Source organism: Paenibacillus sp. Soil766, from assembly GCF_001428105.1.
In the GTDB taxonomy this organism is placed as follows: Bacteria; Bacillota; Bacilli; order Paenibacillales; family NBRC-103111; genus Paenibacillus_E.
The window spans coordinates 55,952-75,702 of the sequence record NZ_LMSJ01000007.1 but is presented as its reverse complement, the minus strand read 5'-3'; the positions used below and the strand labels follow the sequence as shown (position 1 = coordinate 75,702).

The 19,751-nt window shown below is 45.4% G+C and carries 17 protein-coding genes; 3 read left to right on the top strand and 14 right to left on the bottom strand.

Annotated features, from left to right (window positions below; all coding sequences use genetic code 11):
• Positions 1-2: 2 nt before the first annotated feature.
• On the bottom strand, positions 3-1,334 hold the full coding sequence (locus ASG89_RS06545; protein WP_057309799.1) for an LLM class flavin-dependent oxidoreductase: 1,332 nt from the start codon (positions 1,332-1,334) through the stop codon (positions 3-5).
• A gap of 251 nt (positions 1,335-1,585) precedes the next feature.
• Between ASG89_RS06545 and ASG89_RS06540 the strand changes: the two genes are divergently transcribed.
• Positions 1,586-2,485 (top strand): LysR family transcriptional regulator, encoded by a 900-nt coding sequence (locus ASG89_RS06540; protein WP_057309798.1) that lies wholly within the window; start codon positions 1,586-1,588, stop codon positions 2,483-2,485.
• A gap of 49 nt (positions 2,486-2,534) precedes the next feature.
• Here the strand turns inward: ASG89_RS06540 and ASG89_RS06535 are convergent, their stop codons facing one another.
• Both ASG89_RS06535 and ASG89_RS06530 read right to left on the bottom strand, forming a co-directional pair.
• Positions 2,535-2,810 (bottom strand): transporter suffix domain-containing protein, encoded by a 276-nt coding sequence (locus ASG89_RS06535; protein WP_057309797.1) that lies wholly within the window; start codon positions 2,808-2,810, stop codon positions 2,535-2,537.
• Between the two features lie 12 nt (positions 2,811-2,822).
• Positions 2,823-3,785 carry a helix-turn-helix transcriptional regulator gene (locus tag ASG89_RS06530; RefSeq protein WP_057309796.1) on the bottom strand — a complete coding sequence of 321 codons (963 nt, stop codon included), beginning with the start codon at positions 3,783-3,785 and terminating at the stop codon, positions 2,823-2,825.
• A 165-nt stretch (positions 3,786-3,950) separates the two neighbouring features.
• Here ASG89_RS06530 and modA point away from each other — a divergent pair, with 165 nt between their 5' ends.
• Both modA and modB read left to right on the top strand, forming a co-directional pair.
• Positions 3,951-4,739 carry a molybdate ABC transporter substrate-binding protein gene (modA, locus tag ASG89_RS06525; protein WP_057309795.1) on the top strand — a complete coding sequence of 263 codons (789 nt, stop codon included), beginning with the start codon at positions 3,951-3,953 and terminating at the stop codon, positions 4,737-4,739.
• Between the two features lie 2 nt (positions 4,740-4,741).
• Positions 4,742-5,419, top strand: a complete 678-nt coding sequence (gene modB, locus ASG89_RS06520; protein ID WP_057309794.1) for a molybdate ABC transporter permease subunit — start codon at positions 4,742-4,744, stop codon at positions 5,417-5,419.
• A gap of 465 nt (positions 5,420-5,884) precedes the next feature.
• On the opposite strand, the gene ASG89_RS06515 is transcribed toward modB, so the two are convergent.
• The 11 genes from ASG89_RS06515 to ASG89_RS06465 all read right to left on the bottom strand — a co-directional run bounded on the left by ASG89_RS06515 (position 5,885) and on the right by ASG89_RS06465 (position 19,620).
• Positions 5,885-6,859, bottom strand: coding sequence for a formylglycine-generating enzyme family protein (locus ASG89_RS06515; protein WP_057309793.1), 975 nt, complete (start codon positions 6,857-6,859; stop codon positions 5,885-5,887).
• A gap of 41 nt (positions 6,860-6,900) precedes the next feature.
• Positions 6,901-7,437 (bottom strand): chromate transporter, encoded by a 537-nt coding sequence (locus tag ASG89_RS06510; protein WP_057309792.1) that lies wholly within the window; start codon positions 7,435-7,437, stop codon positions 6,901-6,903.
• Positions 7,438-7,457: 20 nt separating this feature from the next.
• Positions 7,458-8,105, bottom strand: coding sequence for a chromate transporter (locus ASG89_RS06505; RefSeq protein WP_057309791.1), 648 nt, complete (start codon positions 8,103-8,105; stop codon positions 7,458-7,460).
• A gap of 718 nt (positions 8,106-8,823) precedes the next feature.
• Positions 8,824-9,579 carry an MgtC/SapB family protein gene (locus ASG89_RS06500; protein WP_057309790.1) on the bottom strand — a complete coding sequence of 252 codons (756 nt, stop codon included), beginning with the start codon at positions 9,577-9,579 and terminating at the stop codon, positions 8,824-8,826.
• Positions 9,576-11,816 (bottom strand): glycoside hydrolase family 105 protein, encoded by a 2,241-nt coding sequence (locus ASG89_RS06495; RefSeq protein WP_057309789.1) that lies wholly within the window; start codon positions 11,814-11,816, stop codon positions 9,576-9,578. The genes ASG89_RS06500 and ASG89_RS06495 overlap by 4 nt, the downstream gene beginning before the upstream one ends.
• A 14-nt stretch (positions 11,817-11,830) precedes the next feature.
• On the bottom strand, positions 11,831-13,600 hold the full coding sequence (locus ASG89_RS06490; RefSeq protein WP_321166478.1) for a hypothetical protein: 1,770 nt from the start codon (positions 13,598-13,600) through the stop codon (positions 11,831-11,833).
• A gap of 148 nt (positions 13,601-13,748) precedes the next feature.
• Positions 13,749-14,768, bottom strand: a complete 1,020-nt coding sequence (locus ASG89_RS06485) for a Gfo/Idh/MocA family protein (protein ID WP_057309788.1) — start codon at positions 14,766-14,768, stop codon at positions 13,749-13,751.
• 28 nt (positions 14,769-14,796) lie between these two features.
• Entirely contained in the window at positions 14,797-15,876 is a 1,080-nt protein-coding gene (locus ASG89_RS06480) for a Gfo/Idh/MocA family protein (protein ID WP_057309787.1), read from the bottom strand.
• Between the two features lie 119 nt (positions 15,877-15,995).
• Positions 15,996-17,672 (bottom strand): extracellular solute-binding protein, encoded by a 1,677-nt coding sequence (locus ASG89_RS06475; protein WP_057309786.1) that lies wholly within the window; start codon positions 17,670-17,672, stop codon positions 15,996-15,998.
• 64 nt (positions 17,673-17,736) lie between these two features.
• Complete coding sequence (locus ASG89_RS06470; RefSeq protein ID WP_057309785.1) at positions 17,737-18,609, bottom strand: carbohydrate ABC transporter permease; 873 nt, start codon at positions 18,607-18,609, stop codon at positions 17,737-17,739.
• Positions 18,610-18,654: 45 nt separating this feature from the next.
• On the bottom strand, positions 18,655-19,620 hold the full coding sequence (locus ASG89_RS06465) for an ABC transporter permease (protein WP_414813247.1): 966 nt from the start codon (positions 19,618-19,620) through the stop codon (positions 18,655-18,657).
• Between the last annotated feature and the right edge of the window lie 131 nt (positions 19,621-19,751).

Below are 19,751 nucleotides of genomic sequence, written 5' to 3'. Positions count from 1 at the left end.
CCTTATGAGTTCAGCACTTTGGCTTTGCTATTCCGATTAACCGGTACTTCTAAACCCAGATGACCACGCAATGTGTCATGTTCATATTCCGTACGATATAAACCGCGTTCTTGTAAAATCGGCACTACCAGCTCCACAAAATCCTGCAAGGCTCCCGGTATCCCTACTCCAATAATGAATCCGTCTGACGCTCTTTCTTCTACCCATTGCTGAATCGTATCGGCGATCTTCTCCGGTGTACCCACGAAATTTCCTTTCGGTGTTGCAAAACGAAGGGCCACTTGGCGCAATGTTAGATTGTGTTCTTTCGCCAAACGTTTAACCTTCGCTGAGCCGCCTTGTTGGCTGTTAGCCCCCAAATCCCCAAGGTCTGGGAACGGTTCATCCAACGGATATACACTAAAATCAAAATCATTGAATGGACGGCCTAGCGCAATAATCGCTTTGTCGATGGATACGAGATTAACCGTTTCGAGGTACTTACGCTCTGCTTCTTCTTCGGTGCGACCAATGATGGGGCGAATACCAGGAAGGATCGAGACATCGTCGGCGCTACGCCCGAAGGATACCGCTCTGCGTTTAATATCCGCATAATAAGCCTTGGCTTCCTCAATATTCTCGTGTCCAACGAAGATCGCGTCTGCATTCTTGGAAGCAAAGTTGCGACCATCCTCGGAAGTTCCTGCTTGGAAAATAACCGGCTGACCTTGCTTCGAACGGGCAATGTTCAGTGGACCTTGTACGGAGAAGAACTCACCCTTGTGATTCAACGTATGGAGCTTCTCCGGGTCAAAAAACTGACCTGTCTCTTTATTGCGTGTGAACGCATCATCTTCCCAAGAATCCCATAAGCCTTTCACCACATCCACGTGCTCTTGTGCAATGCGGTAGCGCTTCTCGTGGGGAGGATGCTCATCTTTGCTGTAATTGTTCGCACTGCCCGATAACCAAGAGGTGACCACGTTCCAACCTGCGCGCCCTTTGCTGATTAAGTCCAGCGAAGCGAATTGCCTAGCGACAGTGAAAGGTTCGCTATAACTGACGGTCACTGTGGCAACAAGGCCGATCCGTTTCGTGACAGCTGCAAGTGCGGATAGAATTGTCAGCGGTTCGAATCGATTCAAGTAATGAGGACTTGATTTTTCAGTAATATGAACGCTATCTGCGATGAAAGCAAAATCAAATTTCCCCGCTTCCGCTGTTTGCGCTTGATGTTTATAAAATTGAAAGTTGGTGCTCGCATCTGTAATCGCATCGGGATGTTTCCAATCTTCCCAGCCTCCGCCTACTCCATGAATCATTGCACCTAATTTAATTTTCTTTGACTTTGCCATTCGAATCAGCCTCCGTTTGTTTATATTTGATAATTCCGATGCACTTAATGGTATTTATCATAAAACAGGATCTTTCTCTTGTACAATTCAAAAAGATGAACGCTTGATTCATTATTTATGAATATACAAGTAAAACACTTGGATTAATAAGAATTCATGTTATGATAGTTGTAAGAGTTTGTAAAATTGAAAAATCCGATCGAGTACTTCACAAATCATGAACTAAATCTTGGGAGAGGATGGGGGTTCCTATGGATATTCGAAATATCAAAACCTTTCAAACCATTATCAGGCTCGGCAGCTTTCAACGTGCAGCCGAGGAACTGCAATACGGCCAATCGACCGTAACCATGCATATACAAAAGCTCGAGAGTGATCTAGGGGTTAAGCTGTTGGAACGCGGGAAAAAGCTGACGCTTACGGAGGCTGGCAGATTGTTTCATCAGAATGCTGATCTATTGCTGAAGGATTATGATTATCTACAAGCTTCGATGGATGAACTCGTCAAAGGGGATGCAGGGATCATTCGTCTCGGCGTCATGGAACCTACAGCCAGCTATCGACTGCCACAGTTGCTTGGCCCCTTCCTGCGTCAGCATCCCAAAGTGAAGATCTCCATTCACATTGGCAACACGACAGTGCTTGGCCAAATGCTCCATGAGGGGAGCATTGATATGGCTATTTGCTCGACGCCCAATACGGGATTGGACCATTCCTTTGAACCTTTTTTCAGTGAAAGACTTGCACTGCTCGTCCCAGAAACCCATTGGTTAGCTTCAAAACCGACCATTCGTTTACAGGATTTGCAGCATGAGCATTTGCTTATCACAAACTCGCAATGCCCTTACCGTCAAAAGCTCGAGAATGCCTTGCTCGAAAATGGCGGCAGCCCCTACTCCGGCATGGAGATTGGTAATATGGCTGCGCTCAAATACTATGTCCAAGCCGATTTCGGCATCGCGGTTGTTCCTGTCATTTCTGCAACGCCTACTCCGCCGGGCACTGTACTTAAAGCAATTGATGATCTGGATTCCGGTTTAGTCACAGGCTTGCTGCGCAAAATGAATGCCAGCACTTTCAGTTTAGCCACGGAGAACCTCGTCGAGATTTTCCGCAAGGAGCTGACAAGCACAGTATCGTCTGCCTCTTGAGGATCGAAACAGAAAAAAGCAGTATTCCTGAGTTAGGAATACTGCTTTTTTATACGTCGTCTTGTTTGATGGAAACTTGATCTGAATTGTCTGGCACGTTCTTTCGTTTCCAGTTTTTCGGGTTCAGGTAGCTTCTATATTTCTTGGCTACCTCTTTGCCTAATAAAATGCCGCCCGTCCAGAAGGTAACCTCGCTGAAAATAAGCAACCCCGCAATCCACTTGGCCATATCGCCTCCCGTATGTACGAAAAATGGAATGGTAAAAGCGCTTAAAAAAGCGATTCCCGATAAAATTAACAAGCTGATGCCTAATTTTTTGGACACATCATTTCCCCCTTATGTTTCAAATAAAACCTGCCCCGTTTGTGAGATATCATAGCCCTGAATCGGACGCAGCTCATGATGAAATGCTTCTGACTGCAGCACTTGTTTAGCTGCTTCAATCCATGCCAAATTATCCGGTTTCTTCAGCATGACAAGATCAACGCGCTCCTTAATCAATGGGATGAAATCAACCCCCCCGACCATATAGGCCGCTTTCTCTATCCCTACACCGAAGTCTGCTTCACCAAGTGCCACTTTGCCCGCGACACCCATGTGGTTGGATTCTTCCTGATCGTACCCCAGTATCTGTCGCCACGGGATACCGTGAAGCCTGAGCTGCTCATCTAAAAGAACGCGTGCCCCAGAGCCCTTCTCCCGATTGGCAAGCCGTAGATGGGATTGCTGGAGATCCGCCCAGCCGCGAAGTTGCTTGGGGTTCCCCTTTTGAACATATAAGCCTGCTGAACGAGAAACCAAATTTATAACGATATAGGAAGATCCGATCAGTAATTTCCGGATATAGGGAATGTTATATTCGCCGGTGTCACCGTCTAATAAATGCGTACTGACAATGTCTGACTCGCCCTTATACATCGCTATTAAGCTATCCAAACTGCCGACGTAGGAGCGGAGTGGTCTGATCTGTGGAGCTTTTTTCTCCAAATGTTTGGCCAAAATATCTAAACTAACATCTTGCCCGGTAATCACTACTGTAGGCTGGGACGCGGTCTTTGTTGTGACATGCTTCTGACTTGGAACGGTTTCGATGGGCTCGGTCTTGATCGCAGCCGCATGTCCTCGACTACTTTTGGCACGTACTTTATAAGCTTCAAGATCCGCGGCATCTACACGCATTTGCTTGCCGACGCGATAAGCGGGGAGATCCCCTTTTTTGATCAAATCATAGACTGTTAGCTTGGAGATTTTCAAAAGTTTGGAGATGTCTTCCGTCGTATAGGATATGTCGCTTGTCATCATTTTCCTCCGTGCATGGAATGTCTCCTTCTATCATAAGCGCAAGACCTATGTAATTCAAACTTTAGTTATTTACGTATTTACGAACATCAACTATAATCATTTATATCTAAATCATACTATTTATAATTAAATAGATAGATAATTAGTTATGGAGGTGTTAATATGCTACAAACCATTATGTTTCGTTCTATCTTATTTCTTCTAATTGTCGTTTGCACCTTAGCAACAGGATGTTCCAAGCAAATGGAACAGTCCAATGTTGAACTAACCATTTCAGCGGCAGCCAGCTTAACAGATGCCATGAAGGAAATTCAAACCAACTACGAGAAGTCACATATGCACATTAAGCTGCAGTATAATTTCGGTGCCTCCGGCGCCCTGCAGCAGCAAATCGAACAAGGCGCTCCAGCTGATGTCTTTCTGTCTGCTGCTAGCAAAAACATGAAAGAACTCGTCGATAAATCGTTAATCGAAGCTTCACAGCAAAGCAATTTGCTGCTTAATGGCTTGGTGGTCATCGTTCCCGCAAATAGCAAATTGAATGTGCAAAAGCTTGAAGATTTATCCGCTGCTGGTGTCACGCATATCGCTGTCGGCGAACCCCAAACCGTTCCCGCAGGCACCTATGCCAAAGAAGCCTTAACGAACGTTAAGCTTTGGGACCCGCTGCAAACCAAAATCGTGCAAGGCAAAGATGTCCGTCAAGTCCTTACCTATGTAGAATCAGGTAATGCGGAAGCAGGATTCGTGTATAAAACAGACGCGTTAACGTCTACGAAAGTGAAAGTTGCCCTCACGGTCGATCCCAAATCATACAAACCAATCGAATATCCTGCTGGGATTGTCAAAGCGAGCAAACATAGCAAAGAAGCAACGGAATTCTACACCTATTTGAAGAGTAAAGAAGCACAGGACATATTCGTGAAATTCGGTTTCACGATTCCTCAATAGCTATGGATAACATCACATGGAGTGAGTTCGCTTCGCCCATTTTGCTATCCTTGAAAGTCGCTTTGGTTGCTAGTAGCTTCGTTCTGTTGCTTGGCGGATCTGCAGCATGGTTTATGTCAAGGCGGAGCTTCCGTGGAAAGTCCTTGATCGAGACGGCCTTTATGCTGCCGTTGGTGCTGCCGCCAACGGTAGTTGGCTTTATTTTGCTCGTGCTGCTTGGCAAGAAGAGCTGGATCGGCACTGTGATGGACACTCTGTTCCAGCAATCCATTATATTCACATGGGGGGCGGCCGTGATCGCTTCGATCGTTGTCGCTTTCCCCCTTGTTTATCAAACGATGAAGACCGGCTTCGCTTCGGTCAAGGCGGATCTCGAGAACGCCGCGCGATCCACTGGAGCTAACGAGTGGCAGGTGCTTTGGTACATCACCCTTCCACTCGCTTGGAGTTCGGTCCGCGCGGCCTATATCCTCGGCTTCGCGCGAGGGCTCGGCGAATTCGGTGCCACCTTGATGATTGCGGGCAATATTCCGCATCGTACCCAAACGTTGCCCACCGCCATCTACATCGCGGTTGAGGCGGGCAATCACACGCTCGCATGGTGCTGGGCTGGCGCGATCATTGCCATTTCGTTCGGCTTCTTGCTGCTGGCGAATCGGCGAGGGCGGAATGAGGAGTGAGACACGATGGATTCGTTTCTCGTGTAGAGCCGGTATGCAAACCCCTGCGCATCCTGTGCGTAGACTGATTACGTCCAGTTTGCTGCCCTATTACAGTTAGTTAGCAAGCCCGCGCGTAACCGTTTTCCAGCCTCCGAACTCCTCTCGCTATATATAGCACGCCTCCCGAGTGAATAAATGGAAAAACTCCATCTATTTCAGCCAAATTAGCTCATTATATTGAAATAGATGGAAAATATGTAGCTAATTTTATGTTTATCCATTAAAAGTAGCATTTTTACTAAAAATAGATGTACATTTTCCATCTAAATCAAACTACAATTGATTTCCCAGGAAATTAGATGTAGTTTTTACAGTTAATCAATTCGCTTTACGGATTTGACAGCCACCGAGTGGCAGGCATCGCGCGCCGTACAGGCAAAAAGCCACCTATTCCCCAACGGAAAAGGTGGCTTTTCATTTCAATTACTTGGCATCCACCGCGCATCGAAAACCGATGTTACCGGTGGAGCTGTCTGGCGTATTTTTACTGCGTGCCGCAACACGATAGCGATTGCAGTATGATCGGTGGCACAAGTATGAGCCCCCGCGAAGAACGCGTGTGTCTCCAGCTGGAGGGCCAACAGGGTTGTCCCTTTTGCCCTTCACATGGTAGTTCGGGCTGAACCAATCGGAGCACCACTCCCACACGTTGCCTGCCACGTTGTACAAGCCATATGCATTCGGCTCGAATGCTTTGACTGGGGCTGTACCAGCGTAGCCGTCACTTTGATTGTTTTTGTCCGGAAACTTCCCTTGCCAAATGTTACACATATGCTTTCCGGCTGGCTTAAGCTCGTCTCCCCAAGGATAGCGCTTCTGGGCTAGACCGCCGCGAGCGGCATATTCCCATTCGGCTTCTGTCGGAAGGCGTTTGCCGGCCCATTTGCAATAAGCCATCGCATCGCTCCATGAAACATGAATAACCGGGTGATCCCAGCGATCTTCAACATGGGAGTCTGGCCCCTCGGGATGCAACCAATCTGCCCCCTCAACCACCCACCACCATGGGGTTTGCTGGACTTTATTCTGCACATGTGCTGCCGTCGTTTCGGACACGAACAAATGAAAAACAAATGACCAGCCGAAGGCTTCGGCCTCTGTTTGGTAATTCGTCGCATCAACAAATTGCTTGAAATCAGCATTCGTTACCGCACAAGTATCTATGTAGAAAGGCTTTACACTAATTTCACGCACAGGCCCTTCTCCATCCGCCGGGAAGCCCTCGCGGTCATCCGTTCCCATTAAAAATTTCCCACCTGGAATGAGTACCATACCTTCTTTACCAGTTGGACCAGCTGCCTCTGGAATCTCAACTGTAATTAATGCTTCCGGATGTGCCGATGATTGATCAGATGACGCACGGCTGGCTGAACAGCAAGTTGGTTTATTCGGTTCCATAACTGTCGTCCTCTCACTTTCGTTCTATCAGATGCATGCTTTTAACTAAATATAGCAATTCCGACGAGTGCCGACAATACAATGGTTGTAAGTGGATGCCATTTGTACTTGTATACAACGATAAACACGCCTGCCGCGATAATAATAGTGAATAATACCTGCCACGAAAATATTTGTTGCGTACGGTCTGAGAAGCCAAAATGGATGGCCGCATAGACGATTAATCCTGTTACAATCGGTCTCAACCCATAAAACATGGTGTGCACCGCTTTACTTTGAACTATTTTATAAAAGAAAGAAGAAATAATAAGGACAATGAGCAGCGAAGGCAAAACCATGCCAATCGTTGAAATTATTGCACCAAGAATACCACCTGCTTGATAGCCGATCAAAGTTGCGGTATTCGTAGCAATCGGTCCTGGCGCCATACCTGACACTGCGACACTCTGAGCAAAATGCTCGGATGTCATCCATCCATGCTGCTCGACCTCATGTTGAATGATCGGGAGCATCGCATAGCCGCCGCCGAATGACATGAATCCTATTTTTAAAAATGTAATAAACAGCTCCCATAACATCTGCTACATCCCCACCTTTCTCATATTCCGTCCGCGATGTAATAATCGTAGTAGGTGTAGCCATTGTAGGAGGTGTGCACAGGTTCTTTGCCTTTTTCCAAGTTAATTTGGAAGCCAAATGTTTCTTTCACTTTGACAAATACAAACCCAATAAATAAACCGATGAGAATCATGAAGAGCGGATTAATCGGAAGTAGCAATAGGATCGCTACCGTACTTATTGCTGTAACTAACGTAGTTTTATCAAAAATAGCCGAACGTGCCATATTGTATGCTGCCAGCACGATGAGTCCAATGATTGCTCCATGGATGCCTTTGAATGCGGCCACGACTTTCGGATCTCCCTGCATAAAAATCAAGAAGATGCTTAGTGTTAAGGCAATTAGAAATGTTGGTAAAGCAATGCCGATGACGGCTGCTGCTGCACCAGGTATTCCCGCCAAGCGATAGCCAATAAATGCCGAAGCATTTACGCCGATACCGCCAGGAGCTGAGCCTGCAATCGCCACGATATTGGATATCTCCTTTTCGGCGATCCATGCCCGTTTTTCAACCACTTCCCTCTCAATGACGGGAATCATTGCATATCCCCCGCCAAACGTGGAAGGTCCGATCTTGAGAAATGTCCAGAATATATCCAAACAAAGATGTAACTGATGATTTCGCATATGGATTCCTCCTCTAGCCCATTTGTATGGTATCTCAATTATACTCCACTTAACTCCAAAATGGAATAAACATTTTGTGAAAATGGGCATACCCGAAATTTTACCAGCGTTATTGACGCACAAATAATTCCTTTAATCCGATCGTTTCACTTAGTTTAATTCAATGTGATTTTAAGTGCTGATTAAGAGCTAGATGAGCGCTTCGGGCGGCTGTAAGTCGATTTTTTCGACTTACAAGGCCTCTAGGTGTCGCTTCGCGCTGCTGTAAGTCGAAAAAATCGACTTACACGGGTCCATAATCTTTTTAATTCGGAAATATCGGTCTAATGCTGCTTTTCGGCGAGGAGCTAATGAGAGCAGTGATGATGGAGTGATGATGGAGTTTGTGTCGCTATACATCTCCCTCTAGAAAGCATAAATAGCCAAGAGATGGATATCCTCTCTTGGCTTCACCTTTTGCTTGTCTCCAAGCCATTATCAATAATTAACTGCCAGTTAGCACCTATCACCTATCATCTGCTACTCTCGCACGCAATCACTCATTACTACTCACTACTCAAATCACTGGAATCAACTTAACATCATGCATTGCATAAGATCATGTGACCAGGCGTAACCTAAGCTTTTACTCTTCCAGCCGACTGTCCAGAGAAGATGGAACGTACCCCCAGCATCTTCGATAAGGAACGGGCCTTATTTACGCAACCTACCCACATCCCTATGCCGCTTGTTTATGAAAGACGAAGTTGGAGGCTTCCATCCGGACGACGATATCCAGAGCACAAATTTGCTCATAAGCCGCAATCAGCTTCTCATGCTTCGGACATCGCAAACTAAACACCAAGTGCATGACGGGGTTTTCCCCTGCTTTCCCTACGATTGGTGAAGGCGCACTCTCTGGCATCATCTTGAGATGAATGACCTGTATGCCCTGTTCCCCGAAGCGAGCAGTTAACGAGCTGAGGAAGCCAGGATGCTCATTAATCATAATTTCGACTTCATGCGTGCGTCGGTGCCTGATGATATGTTTCTCCAACTTATTCAAGACATACAGGCTGATGAGGACTAAAAAGGTACAGACCAGAGCTCCAGTAATAAAGCCTGCTCCGACGCTTAAGCCAATGGCCGCAACCAGCCACACGGAAGCAGCGGTGGTCAATCCTTTAATGACATTGCCGTTTCGTAAAATGGCGCCAGCGCCTAGAAACCCTATGCCACTGACAACCTGTGCAGCTAACCGAGAGGGATCAATTCGGACATTGGCTTCATTGACAAACTCTGAGAAGCCATACTCCGACAGCAGCATGATGGTTGCTGAGCCCAAGCAGACTAGAATATGCGTCCGGAAGCCTGCCGCATGATTGTTCCATTCTCTTTCAAGACCGATCAAACCGCCAAGAATGACCGCTAATACCATCCGAATAATTAAATCCAAATGACTTATTTGCCACACACTATCGGCGGCGGCTATCATTGCGCGACCTCAAGCGGATCTGCCAGCCATTGGTTTAACTTCACAACTTCCGAACCAGCAAGCATCATAATGCCAACCCCATGATTGTCATTTTTGACGGTAAGCAGATCCTTTTTATAATAGTCAGCTGTAAACGCATATCTCGAGCCACTGCATACGCCGTGCACATTTCCTTGCGCATCAATTGCAATGCGGGTTAGACCGTCCCATGCCTTTAATGCCGCTTCTATGAATCGCTGCGGTTCTCTGAGCCAACCAAACCGAACACCTCGTGCAAAGGAATAGGCGAACATCGCTGTACACGAAGCTTCCTCATAAGCATCTGTATCGTTCAACACCTGATGCCATAGGCCGCTTTCCGCTTGAAGATCAGCATAACCACCGCACAGCTCATTGAAGAAATCTACAAGCGCCGGTCGTGCTTCATGTGCAGCTGGCAATGCTTCCAATACTTCCGTTAACGAGAAGAGCGTCCAACCATTGCCACGGCCCCAAGGGATTCCCGTCGGAATGCCATATTTAAAATCGAATACATGCGACATTATGCGTTCTTCCGGCATGTACAAGTACTTGCGGAATAGCAGAAATTGCTTCGCTGCTTCATCGAGCGCTTCCGATACGCCAGTGATCCGAGCATAACGGCACAGAAACGGTGTGCTCATGTAGAGATCATCTGCCCACATCGTATTTTCAGAATATTCATCCTGACATATCCGATAAAATGCGCCGTCCTCCTTGCGTTCCAACCCGTGGAAGATGAAATTTGCGATTCGATTCGCAATGGCCATGAAGCCCTGATCCTCATCTTCCTGATACGCCTCCAACATCGCGGAGCCGAAGGATCCGCAGTTGTCCAGCATTTTCATCATAACCAATTGTTGATTAATCGCTGGGAACCCATACTGTTCACGATCCCAAAGGGAATACCCGAACATGTCTGTACAGCTTTGGACATGGTCCAGCGCATACTGGGTAATGTCTGCTCGCTCTAATAAGCGTCCTGTTTGGAGCAGCCCATAAATTGTAACGCCGAGCGGGTAATCCCAACGTGCATAATTCGTCACATTGCCTACTGTCCATTTATTGCTCAGCATCGCATTCTCATAATAAGGGCGAATCCACGTGTCTGGACAATCCAAGCGCCAATAGGCTTTCTCCTCGGCATTCACATCCAGCGTGTACACACGATCCGTTTGTACGAAGTCCTCGTAACTTAAAGAAACGTTGGCAGCCAGAGGGCCTACGTACAACCAAGGATCCGCAACACCATGCACTTGCTTCGGTAGACGGAGAGGGACAACCTCTTCACCAATGGAAGCCTCAAGTGCGAATCCCCAAGGGTTGTTTCCACAAACACTCCGAATGAGTAGGTTATGTTGACCATAAGTAAGCGGCACTTCGATATGAAAGTTGCCTTCCTCCGTATGATCAAGCACTAACTTGCCTTCCAGCCAAACAGTCAGCGCTCCAGCAGCATAGCCTTTGATTAAGCAGGCTTCTCTACCCGGACGTAGATTGTTCAACTGTGTCCAAGCAAAAGCCTGTTTACCAGGCTGTCTCCCAAATAATCGCTCGCAGTTAGGCAATGAGAGCTCATTCTCATCCCATTCACGGTTTGGCAGCCAACGCAAGCCATTATTCTTCTCGGAAGACATCGCATCCGGTAAGGAACGCCCCTCGAAAATATCATGGTCAATTGGCGAAGAAAACACCCAACCCGCATGTCCCAGACGTTCCGTGAATGGAGCTAGCACGTTTAGAATGCGTACCTTCGCCTCATCCGAACCGAATAAGCAGCCGAAACCAGCAGCTGTATGCTTCGCTTTGATAAAGAGACGATTCCATCCTTTGACGAAATCCAGATTTAACTTCACAGTCGCATCCGGCTTAATCTCGTCAATGACCGTTGAACGATACATAAGCTCATCATTGAAATAAAACTGAATCGGACCCAAACAGTTGAACAATACGTCCAGATTACGCTCGCCATCACTCCAAACTAAGGCATAGGCATAGGAGAATTGACCGGGCTTTGCCTCGGGAAATCTGCGGCCCAAATCGAGATCAAACATCCCCTTTACATTTTGCAAAACGCCCCCTCGGCTGAATGCTCGAAATGCGAAGGGTACAGGTGGGTTCGCACCAATGTAGCGATCAGCAAGCACTTTCAATGTTTGTTTATTGTCTTTCCCTAAACGGGTTTGTATACTATCTTGTTCATTGAAATAGGTCGTCATCACGAACTTCCTTTCTACAGTAGACGGATCTTGAATGTCCGATCATAAGGTGTAACCAAATTAACATGGACATATTGGCATCCAGATGGATGTTGATCTTCACGAACGCTAGGCAGGATATGTTCATAGGCACCTGAGGAAATTTCAATAACATCTCCCTCTGCTTCGTACATCATAGAACCGCTTCGCAGGAAGTACTTACCTTCCTCACCCGCTAGCAAATCATCGCCACTCACCGCACCTTCATTGCCAAAAATGAAGGTCACTTGCGTGAAGACATCCTCACGCTCATCAGATGATACGTGGATCGTCCATTCCGAATCTCCAGAAGTAATTTCGGCTTGCAATTCAAGCTTCTGCAGATGGGTCATCGGCCGATGCTGATGCGGCAGTAAGTACCACGGGCTGAGTGTCGAACCCTCAGTCCCTTCAGGGAGCAAAGGACGCGGGATCGGTCCGTTATAGCCTTTTTCCAACACCGTATCTAGCTTATAGCCGCCATTGCTCACTGTCAGATTCGAGAACTTCACAATGCCAGGTGAGAACGAAGTAGAAAGTTTGACACCAAGCAACCTTGCTTTCCCATGGCGCAACGAGAAGAAGGAAGGAGTCTGCGACATGATCGTTACACTTTGATCTTGTTCACGAATCCGAACCAACGGTGCTCCGAAAGAGAGATGCATACTGCTATGCTGAATGTGCATATGATGGCCAACCTCATCAATTTGCTCCAAATGCTCCTTCATTGGATGTTTGGTATTGATCTCTTTCACATAACGATCAAGCAGCGGCACTCGCTGAATTTGAGAAATATCCGCTTCGGGATACACGAGAATACTCATCAGTGGATGATTGTTCACACCTTCATAGAAGCCTGTGATGGAAGAGCCCGCATAATCAGCCATGGCAGCAAAGATTGGATCCTGATCATGCGCAGCCATTAAGCGGTATATCGGAAAGTAGTTCGCCATCGTAGCTGCCTGACCGAAATCCTGACGTCCAGAGTAATCTGTTACCACTTCGCCAGACGGGTGTATTAAATACATCATCATACGAAGATTACTTCGTACACATGCGATGAGTTCAGGGCGGTTCATTAAACGTCCCGTGTGATAGAGTGCGATATCGCTGACAGCGTTATAGATCCCGTTGCTGCGCTCCGTCCATTCCCCATCTTCGGTGATATCTAATCCTTCAGCTAACCAGTCTTCTGCACGTGCAAGAAGCTCGGGCCTCGGGAAAATTTCATATAATAAACATAGTGCAGCTGTAAGCACCCAGCGATGATTCGGAGTGTGACAACCACCAGTCAGCATGGCTGGTATGGTGCGCTCCAAGAAGAGCTTCAGCTTAGCTGTTACAGGCTCAAGATCAGCCCAGCTGTGTTTATTAAGCAGTTGGTACATCTGGGTTACGCCACCGACTACGAACGCCGTATCGGGGGGAGAATTATAATTCGTAGAACCAAGTGAAACAGTACCATCCGCATGTTGTCTGTTCAGCATGAACGCAACCGCTTTATCCAATGCATTCAATAGAAGGCTATCCTGATAATAACGAGAATCCGGATTTACCAAAGCAGATACCCATCCCGCTATCATACGCGGTGTACTCATGTGATTAGCTCGAGCAATGCCCGTTTCATCCACAATACCACCGTAATATTTGGATTGCGGATCAAGAATCTGCCCTAGAAGTGTAGTTTCCGTTAGTTCATCATTTAAGTTAACTAAGCGTTTATAAGAAGCATCCACGTAAGTCACCTTACCCTTTCCTAGCTGCAATTTTACTGGTGATGAGATTGTGCTCTCATGAATTTCATTTGGCTCGCATAACGATCGGCTAAGCTATGTTCTTCATGTATAAAAGAAAGGTCAGAATTCCCTTACAGCTATGTAGGGGGATGCTCTAGCCTTTCATCGGGAAACGTTTCTATTCTGAAAGGTCACTCAACTTCATCACAGCGCCATAACGCGCTGACAAGGTTGATGCCTCCATTAAACAAGTTAAATCAAAGGCAAGCTCAATATTCTCTGTCGCCGTCGTTCCCTGTTGAATATGGGATACCCATTGCGCGAAGGCGGAAGGCAGCTTGGGTAAATCGGTCACTTCTTGCCACCCCGTTGCTGCTTCACCTGACATTTTGGAGCTGCGAATGCGTAATTTATCATCCGTTCGGGCATACATAAGGTTACCTTCTGTTCCTTGAATCTCCATATCAAATTGCGAGTAGCTGTTAACGAATCCAGCTTCCACAATGCCAAGTGCACCGTTAGGATAACGTAATGTGACTACAGCGCTATCTTCGACTTCACGATCCGTGATATAGCCGAAGCTTGCACTAACGCTTTCCGGTAATCCCAGAAACAATCGAGCTAAGTACATCGGATGACACCCCAGGTCCATCAGCGCTCCCCCACCGGATTGCTCTAAGTTGAAGAAATGGGATGGAAGTGCCCCATCTGGGTGTTTCTCTGTTCGCAGGGCACCATTATGTGCAAGTCGAATACGAACGGTAGTAATCCTGCCTAGGAGTCCTTCTTGAATACAAGTTAACGCTGCTTGTGTGAAGCCCATATAAAGACGAGGTAAGGACACGGTTAGCTTGACCCCGGTTTCCTCTACTACGGCAAGTATTTCTCTACATTCTTTGGTGGTTGTAGCTACAACTTTTTCCGTGAAAATGTGTTTACCTGCTCTGGCAGCTGCGATAATGACCTCATGATGTCGATTCGTTGGTGTACCCACAATGACAGCGTCGATCTCAGGATTACACAACAGCTCATCCAAGCTTCCGTAAAAGGGAATACCGAGCTCCTCGGCCTTTTCTCGGCCTCTCTCCCCAATTTCATCCCAAACAGCGACGATTTCGGTGTCCGTATGTTCGGCAGCTAGTCGTGCATAATCTTTGGCATGGACATGCCAGAAGCTTAACATCGCTACTTTTATCATCGTTCTACTGCCTCTTTTCTCGATATTTTTAGTCAAAATAGACAGCTTTACCCGTTCGATTCGATTCATAGATCGCTTCTAGAATCTCAGAAACGACACAGGATTGTTCAGGTGTTACGACGGGCTCTGTATCGTTGATAATGGCATTAATCCATAAGCGGATTTCTTTATCCTGCATCGTTTCTTTCTTACCATCGTAGAAATCTGCACCTTTCGCTTCGAATTGCATTTGGTTCACATACAGACGGCTGTGCTTTTCACCATTAATACGTAAGCCATCCTGCATATCCGCACCGCCTTCTGTACCGCAAAGCGTACATTTCGCTTCTTTCGTATCAAGCGTATTAAGCGCCCAGCTCGCTTCCACCATAATCGTTGCACCATTTTTCATAACAATCATAGCAAAAGCCGAATCCTCAACCTTGAACTTCTCCGGATCCCAAGGCCCCCAAGAATTTGCTGCGTTTTCCTTACGTGATAATTTATGATAAGCGGTGCCCAGCACCACCTTAGGTTCATAGTTATTCATTAACCAAAGGGTTAAATCGAGCGCATGTGTACCTATATCAATCAGCGGACCGCCGCCTTGTTTCTCTTCATCCAAGAAAACACCCCAAGTGGGAACACCACGTCTGCGAACAGCATGTGCTTTGGCATAATAAATCTCGCCTAAATCCCCATCTTCAATAACTCGTTTTAAATGTTGGCTATCTGCGCGGAAGCGATTATTATAACCAATTGTTAATTTCTTACCTGTTCGTTTCGCAGCTTCCACCATACGACGCGCATCTGCGGATGTTTTGGCCATCGGTTTCTCACACATCACATGCTTGCCCGCTTCCAATGCAGCAATCGAGATTTCCGCATGTGTATCATTCGGTGTACAAATGTGAACGACATCAATCGTTGGATCTGCGAGTAATTCGCGATAATCATCATAGACTCTGGCCCCAGGTGCGCCAAATTTCTCAGCTGCCTTATGTGCACTTTCCGGAAAAATATCAAAAAAACCAATAATTTCGACTTGCTCAATTTTACTCAAACTGGGCAAATGCTTCCCCGTTGCAATGCCGCCACAACCGATGATAGCTACTTTCACTTTGTTCACTGTTGGTTCCTCCCATGATGTAAAGCTAATATCTGCCTATTTAAAGAAGATGCTGGACATCGATAAAGTTCCTGCATACACAGTCAACATTTATCAATATCCAGCAACTGTAGTTACGTTTACTTGTTCACAAATTCCATTTGTTGTTTTACGATTTCTTTCGCATCTTTAGCAAGGAAAGCGGTATCTTTATTTTCTGCATACCATTTGTTCATGAAATCTTCAAGCTGTTTGCCGCCTGCTTTATCCCAAGCTGCTTTTGCATCGCTAATCGCTTGATCTGCGGAATATTTGGAACCGCTAAGGATCGCTTTAACGAATAGATCGTTTTTCTCTTTAAGAATCGTTGTATTAATAACATTCAGATCAGCAGGGTACACTGGCATATGATCTCCTAGTGTAATACCTGGATACTCTCTTGCTGGATCGAAGTAAATCTTCTGAGCAGCTTTGAACAATTCCAATTGAGCTTTTTGTTCAGGTAACAAATCAGGATTGGATAGAGGAGCCAATGCATAGTTACATTTATCAACACCTGATGAGAAGAACATCGCGTAATCCAAAGCGTATAAAACCTCATTTTTGTGCTTCTCCGGATCAAGAATTTGCGGACAGCCGTTTACGCCTTTCTTCCAGTGCGTGCCTTCGTCGCCATAGATTATTTTACGCGCAGTTTCCGGCTTCATCATGAAGTCAAGATAGCGGCCTACCGCTTCTGGGTCCTTTGCCTTGGCATTCACAACGGTTGTCATTTGAATAGGATTATCGATTGCTCCTGTGAATGTTCCCATCGGTGATTTCGGGTAGCCGAGTGGCGCCACTTCACCAGTAGGATTGTTCTTTTTGAAAGTTGTTAAGTCAAGGTCCGCAGAGAATCTAACAAAAATTCCCATTTTACCATTAAGGAAGTCTTGTTTGGCCTTGTTGCCGTCTTTATCATTAATATAGTCTTTGTCTACGATGCCAGCATCATAGAGACTCTTCTTAAACGTAAGGGAAGCTTGTTCTTTGTCCCATGCACGAACAACTTTGCCATCTTTAATATCCCAAGCAAGCAATGTTGCTGAAGAACTTTCACCGAAAATCTCATTGATCGCTTGCTCCGAATACGTACTCATGTTCATGCCGTACGTATCTTTCTTGCCATTTCCGTCTGGATCTTGCTCAACAAACGCTTTCGCAACGTTATATAATTCTTCCGTTGTTGTCGGCATAGAAAGATTCAGCTTCTTCAACCAGTCGGTACGGATGTAAAGAATGTGAGCAGCTGTCGCTTCTTTTACTTTACCGATCTCGTACAATTTACCATCAGGTTTTGTCCCTGCTTTTTTCAATTGTGGATATTGGGCAAGTAATTTCGAGTATTCAGGCATGTATTGTAAAATGTTGTCAATCGGCATCAATTGTTTTTGATCATACAAACTGCCTCTGAACGGTGTATTGTACTCGTTGATGATATCCGGAGCAGAACCGGAAGCGAAAAGAACATTTAACTTTTTCGTAGAATCGCTGCGAAGAATTGGAACTTGCTTTACATTGGCAGGTCCATTTTGGTTAATGAACTTGGTCCAACGATTATCTTCGTAAGTACCTTCGGAAGCTGGTACGCTTCCACGATCATAAATCGTCACCGATACATCCCCACGTTTAGCTGGTGTTGCCGCAGTAGTTGCGCTTGAAGACGTTGGTGCTTTTGACGCTTCTTCTGCTTTTTTGTCACTGCTGCAACCTACTAATGTCGCCCCTAGTGCCATAACCCCTACTGATACGCCAAGCAATAACTTCTTGTTTTCCATGTGCATTTTCCCCCTACAAATTTTTTTATAGTAACGTCTTTGAAAAACGGGAACACCTGATTCATTAACCCTTAACCGATCCAAGCATAACACCCTTGACAAAATACTTTTGCAAGAATGGATATACGACCAGCATCGGTACAACCATAACGACGACACCGACAGCTTTCACCATCTCCGTAGCAACGGTTTGCTGTTCCTGAATATTAAGCGAAGGAGAGTTCAGCAAGTCATTTTTTTGCAGCATCCCTTGGACAACTACGGTTAAATTCATCAATTCACCTTTATTGATGTACATGAGAACGTTCATAAACGAATTCCAGAAGCCAATCCCATAAAATAACGCCAGTGTAGCCAGCATGGGAAGTGATAACGGTAAGATGACTCGAATAAGCAATGAAGTATCATTACAGCCATCGATTCGTGCAGCTTCCTGCACTTCAGATGGAATATTCTCGAAATAACTTTTCATAAGAAGCATGTTGTAGGTACTGATGAATCCGGAAAGCCATAAAGCCCAGTAGGAGTCAATAAGGTGCATGCTTTTAATCACGAGATAGGTTGGAATCAACCCCCCCGAGAACAGCATAGTAAACACCATACCTAGAACCAGATACCGTCTACCCATTAGATAGGATCTTGACAACGGATACGCAGCTAATATGGTACCCAATAAACTTAACACCACACCAATCACCGTGATGATCACACTATTTTTGAAAGCACTCCAAGCAGGGCTGGCAAGGAAGAATATTTTATAGGCTGTAAACTCTATACCCACAGGCCAGAAGAAGACATGACCAGATTCAACAGCAGATCGCTCACTTAGAGATAGAGAAATGATATGAATAAATGGCAGAATACAAGTTAAGGCGATTAATCCGAGTATGAAATAATTGATTGCATAAAATATTTTTTCACCGTTTGTCGCTTTCACACAAATCCTCCTTCCACGGATGTTGAACTTGATGTATACATGATGCTAGAAGAGTGCCTGATCGAATTTCCTAGCGATCCGATTAGCTATAAGTACAAGACTGCAACTAATGATGGATTCAAAGAATCCCATCGCTGTTGTTAAACTAAATTGCGCATTGCCCAAGCCAATTTTATAAATATACGTACTTATAACTTCTGACACATCCGAAACCCCAGCGTTCTGTAAGTTATAGACTTGGTCAAAACCTACTTCCATAATCTTACCCATTGCTAAGATGAGTAATAAGATGATCGTGTGACGAATGCCTGGGATTGTAACGTGCCACATTTGACGCCACTTTGCAGCCCCATCCATAGCAGCCGATTCGTAGAGAGATGGATCAATGGTCGTAAGTGCAGCTAAATAAATAATGGTGCTGAAACCCATTTCCTTCCAAACTCCTGATCCCACGAAAATAGCTAACCAAGATTTGGACTCATACAGGAAAGTAATCGGTTCAATTCCAAAGAGGCCGAGCACCTTATTGATTGAACCGTAATCGGTTGCGAATAGTTCTAATACGATACCGGAAACAATAACCCATGAGAAGAAATGCGGTAGATAGACAATCGTTTGCACCCATCGTTTAAACCAAGATTTCCTAACCTCATTCAGTAAAATAGCAAGGAATATCGGCATTGGGAATCCAAATATCAAACTCAGAAAACTCAACCAAAACGTATTCCACAAAATTTGGAGCGTATTCGAGCTTGAGAATAATATCTTAAAGTTTTTCAGTCCCACCCACGAGCTGCCTAAAATTCCATCTGCAAAATTGTAATTTTTGAAAGCGATAACAAGTCCACCCATAGGCCAGTATTTGAATAAAATATAGTAAGCAATAACAGGAACCAGCATGATAAACAAAGGAATGTTCTGCTTCAGCTTTCTTCGTCGTTTTAGTCGCAAGGCATTTAGCTCACTTTGAGTCATCTGGATGTCAGGAGTTTTAATAATATTCCCATTCATGTTTGCTTCACTCCTTTACTTTAATCTTATAACCCTATGATATAAGTTTTTATAGGAAAAACCCTTAAAATATTATAGAAGAAACTATAAATTCATTGGGTCATTACTACCTTTTTCTGCTTTTTTTACGA

Coding starts and splice junctions, on each gene's coding strand:
- ASG89_RS06545 (WP_057309799.1), bottom strand. CDS start 1,334: ATGGCAAAGTCAAAGAAAATTAAATTAGGTGCAATGATTCATGGAGTA.
- ASG89_RS06540 (WP_057309798.1), top strand. CDS start 1,586: ATGGATATTCGAAATATCAAAACCTTTCAAACCATTATCAGGCTCGGC.
- ASG89_RS06530 (WP_057309796.1), bottom strand. CDS start 3,785: ATGACAAGCGACATATCCTATACGACGGAAGACATCTCCAAACTTTTG.
- modA (WP_057309795.1), top strand. CDS start 3,951: ATGCTACAAACCATTATGTTTCGTTCTATCTTATTTCTTCTAATTGTC.
- modB (WP_057309794.1), top strand. CDS start 4,742: ATGGATAACATCACATGGAGTGAGTTCGCTTCGCCCATTTTGCTATCC.
- ASG89_RS06515 (WP_057309793.1), bottom strand. CDS start 6,859: ATGGAACCGAATAAACCAACTTGCTGTTCAGCCAGCCGTGCGTCATCT.
- ASG89_RS06510 (WP_057309792.1), bottom strand. CDS start 7,437: ATGTTATGGGAGCTGTTTATTACATTTTTAAAAATAGGATTCATGTCA.
- ASG89_RS06505 (WP_057309791.1), bottom strand. CDS start 8,105: ATGCGAAATCATCAGTTACATCTTTGTTTGGATATATTCTGGACATTT.
- ASG89_RS06500 (WP_057309790.1), bottom strand. CDS start 9,579: ATGATAGCCGCCGCCGATAGTGTGTGGCAAATAAGTCATTTGGATTTA.
- ASG89_RS06495 (WP_057309789.1), bottom strand. CDS start 11,816: ATGACGACCTATTTCAATGAACAAGATAGTATACAAACCCGTTTAGGG.
- ASG89_RS06485 (WP_057309788.1), bottom strand. CDS start 14,768: ATGATAAAAGTAGCGATGTTAAGCTTCTGGCATGTCCATGCCAAAGAT.
- ASG89_RS06475 (WP_057309786.1), bottom strand. CDS start 17,672: ATGGAAAACAAGAAGTTATTGCTTGGCGTATCAGTAGGGGTTATGGCA.
- ASG89_RS06465 (WP_414813247.1), bottom strand. CDS start 19,620: ATGAATGGGAATATTATTAAAACTCCTGACATCCAGATGACTCAAAGT.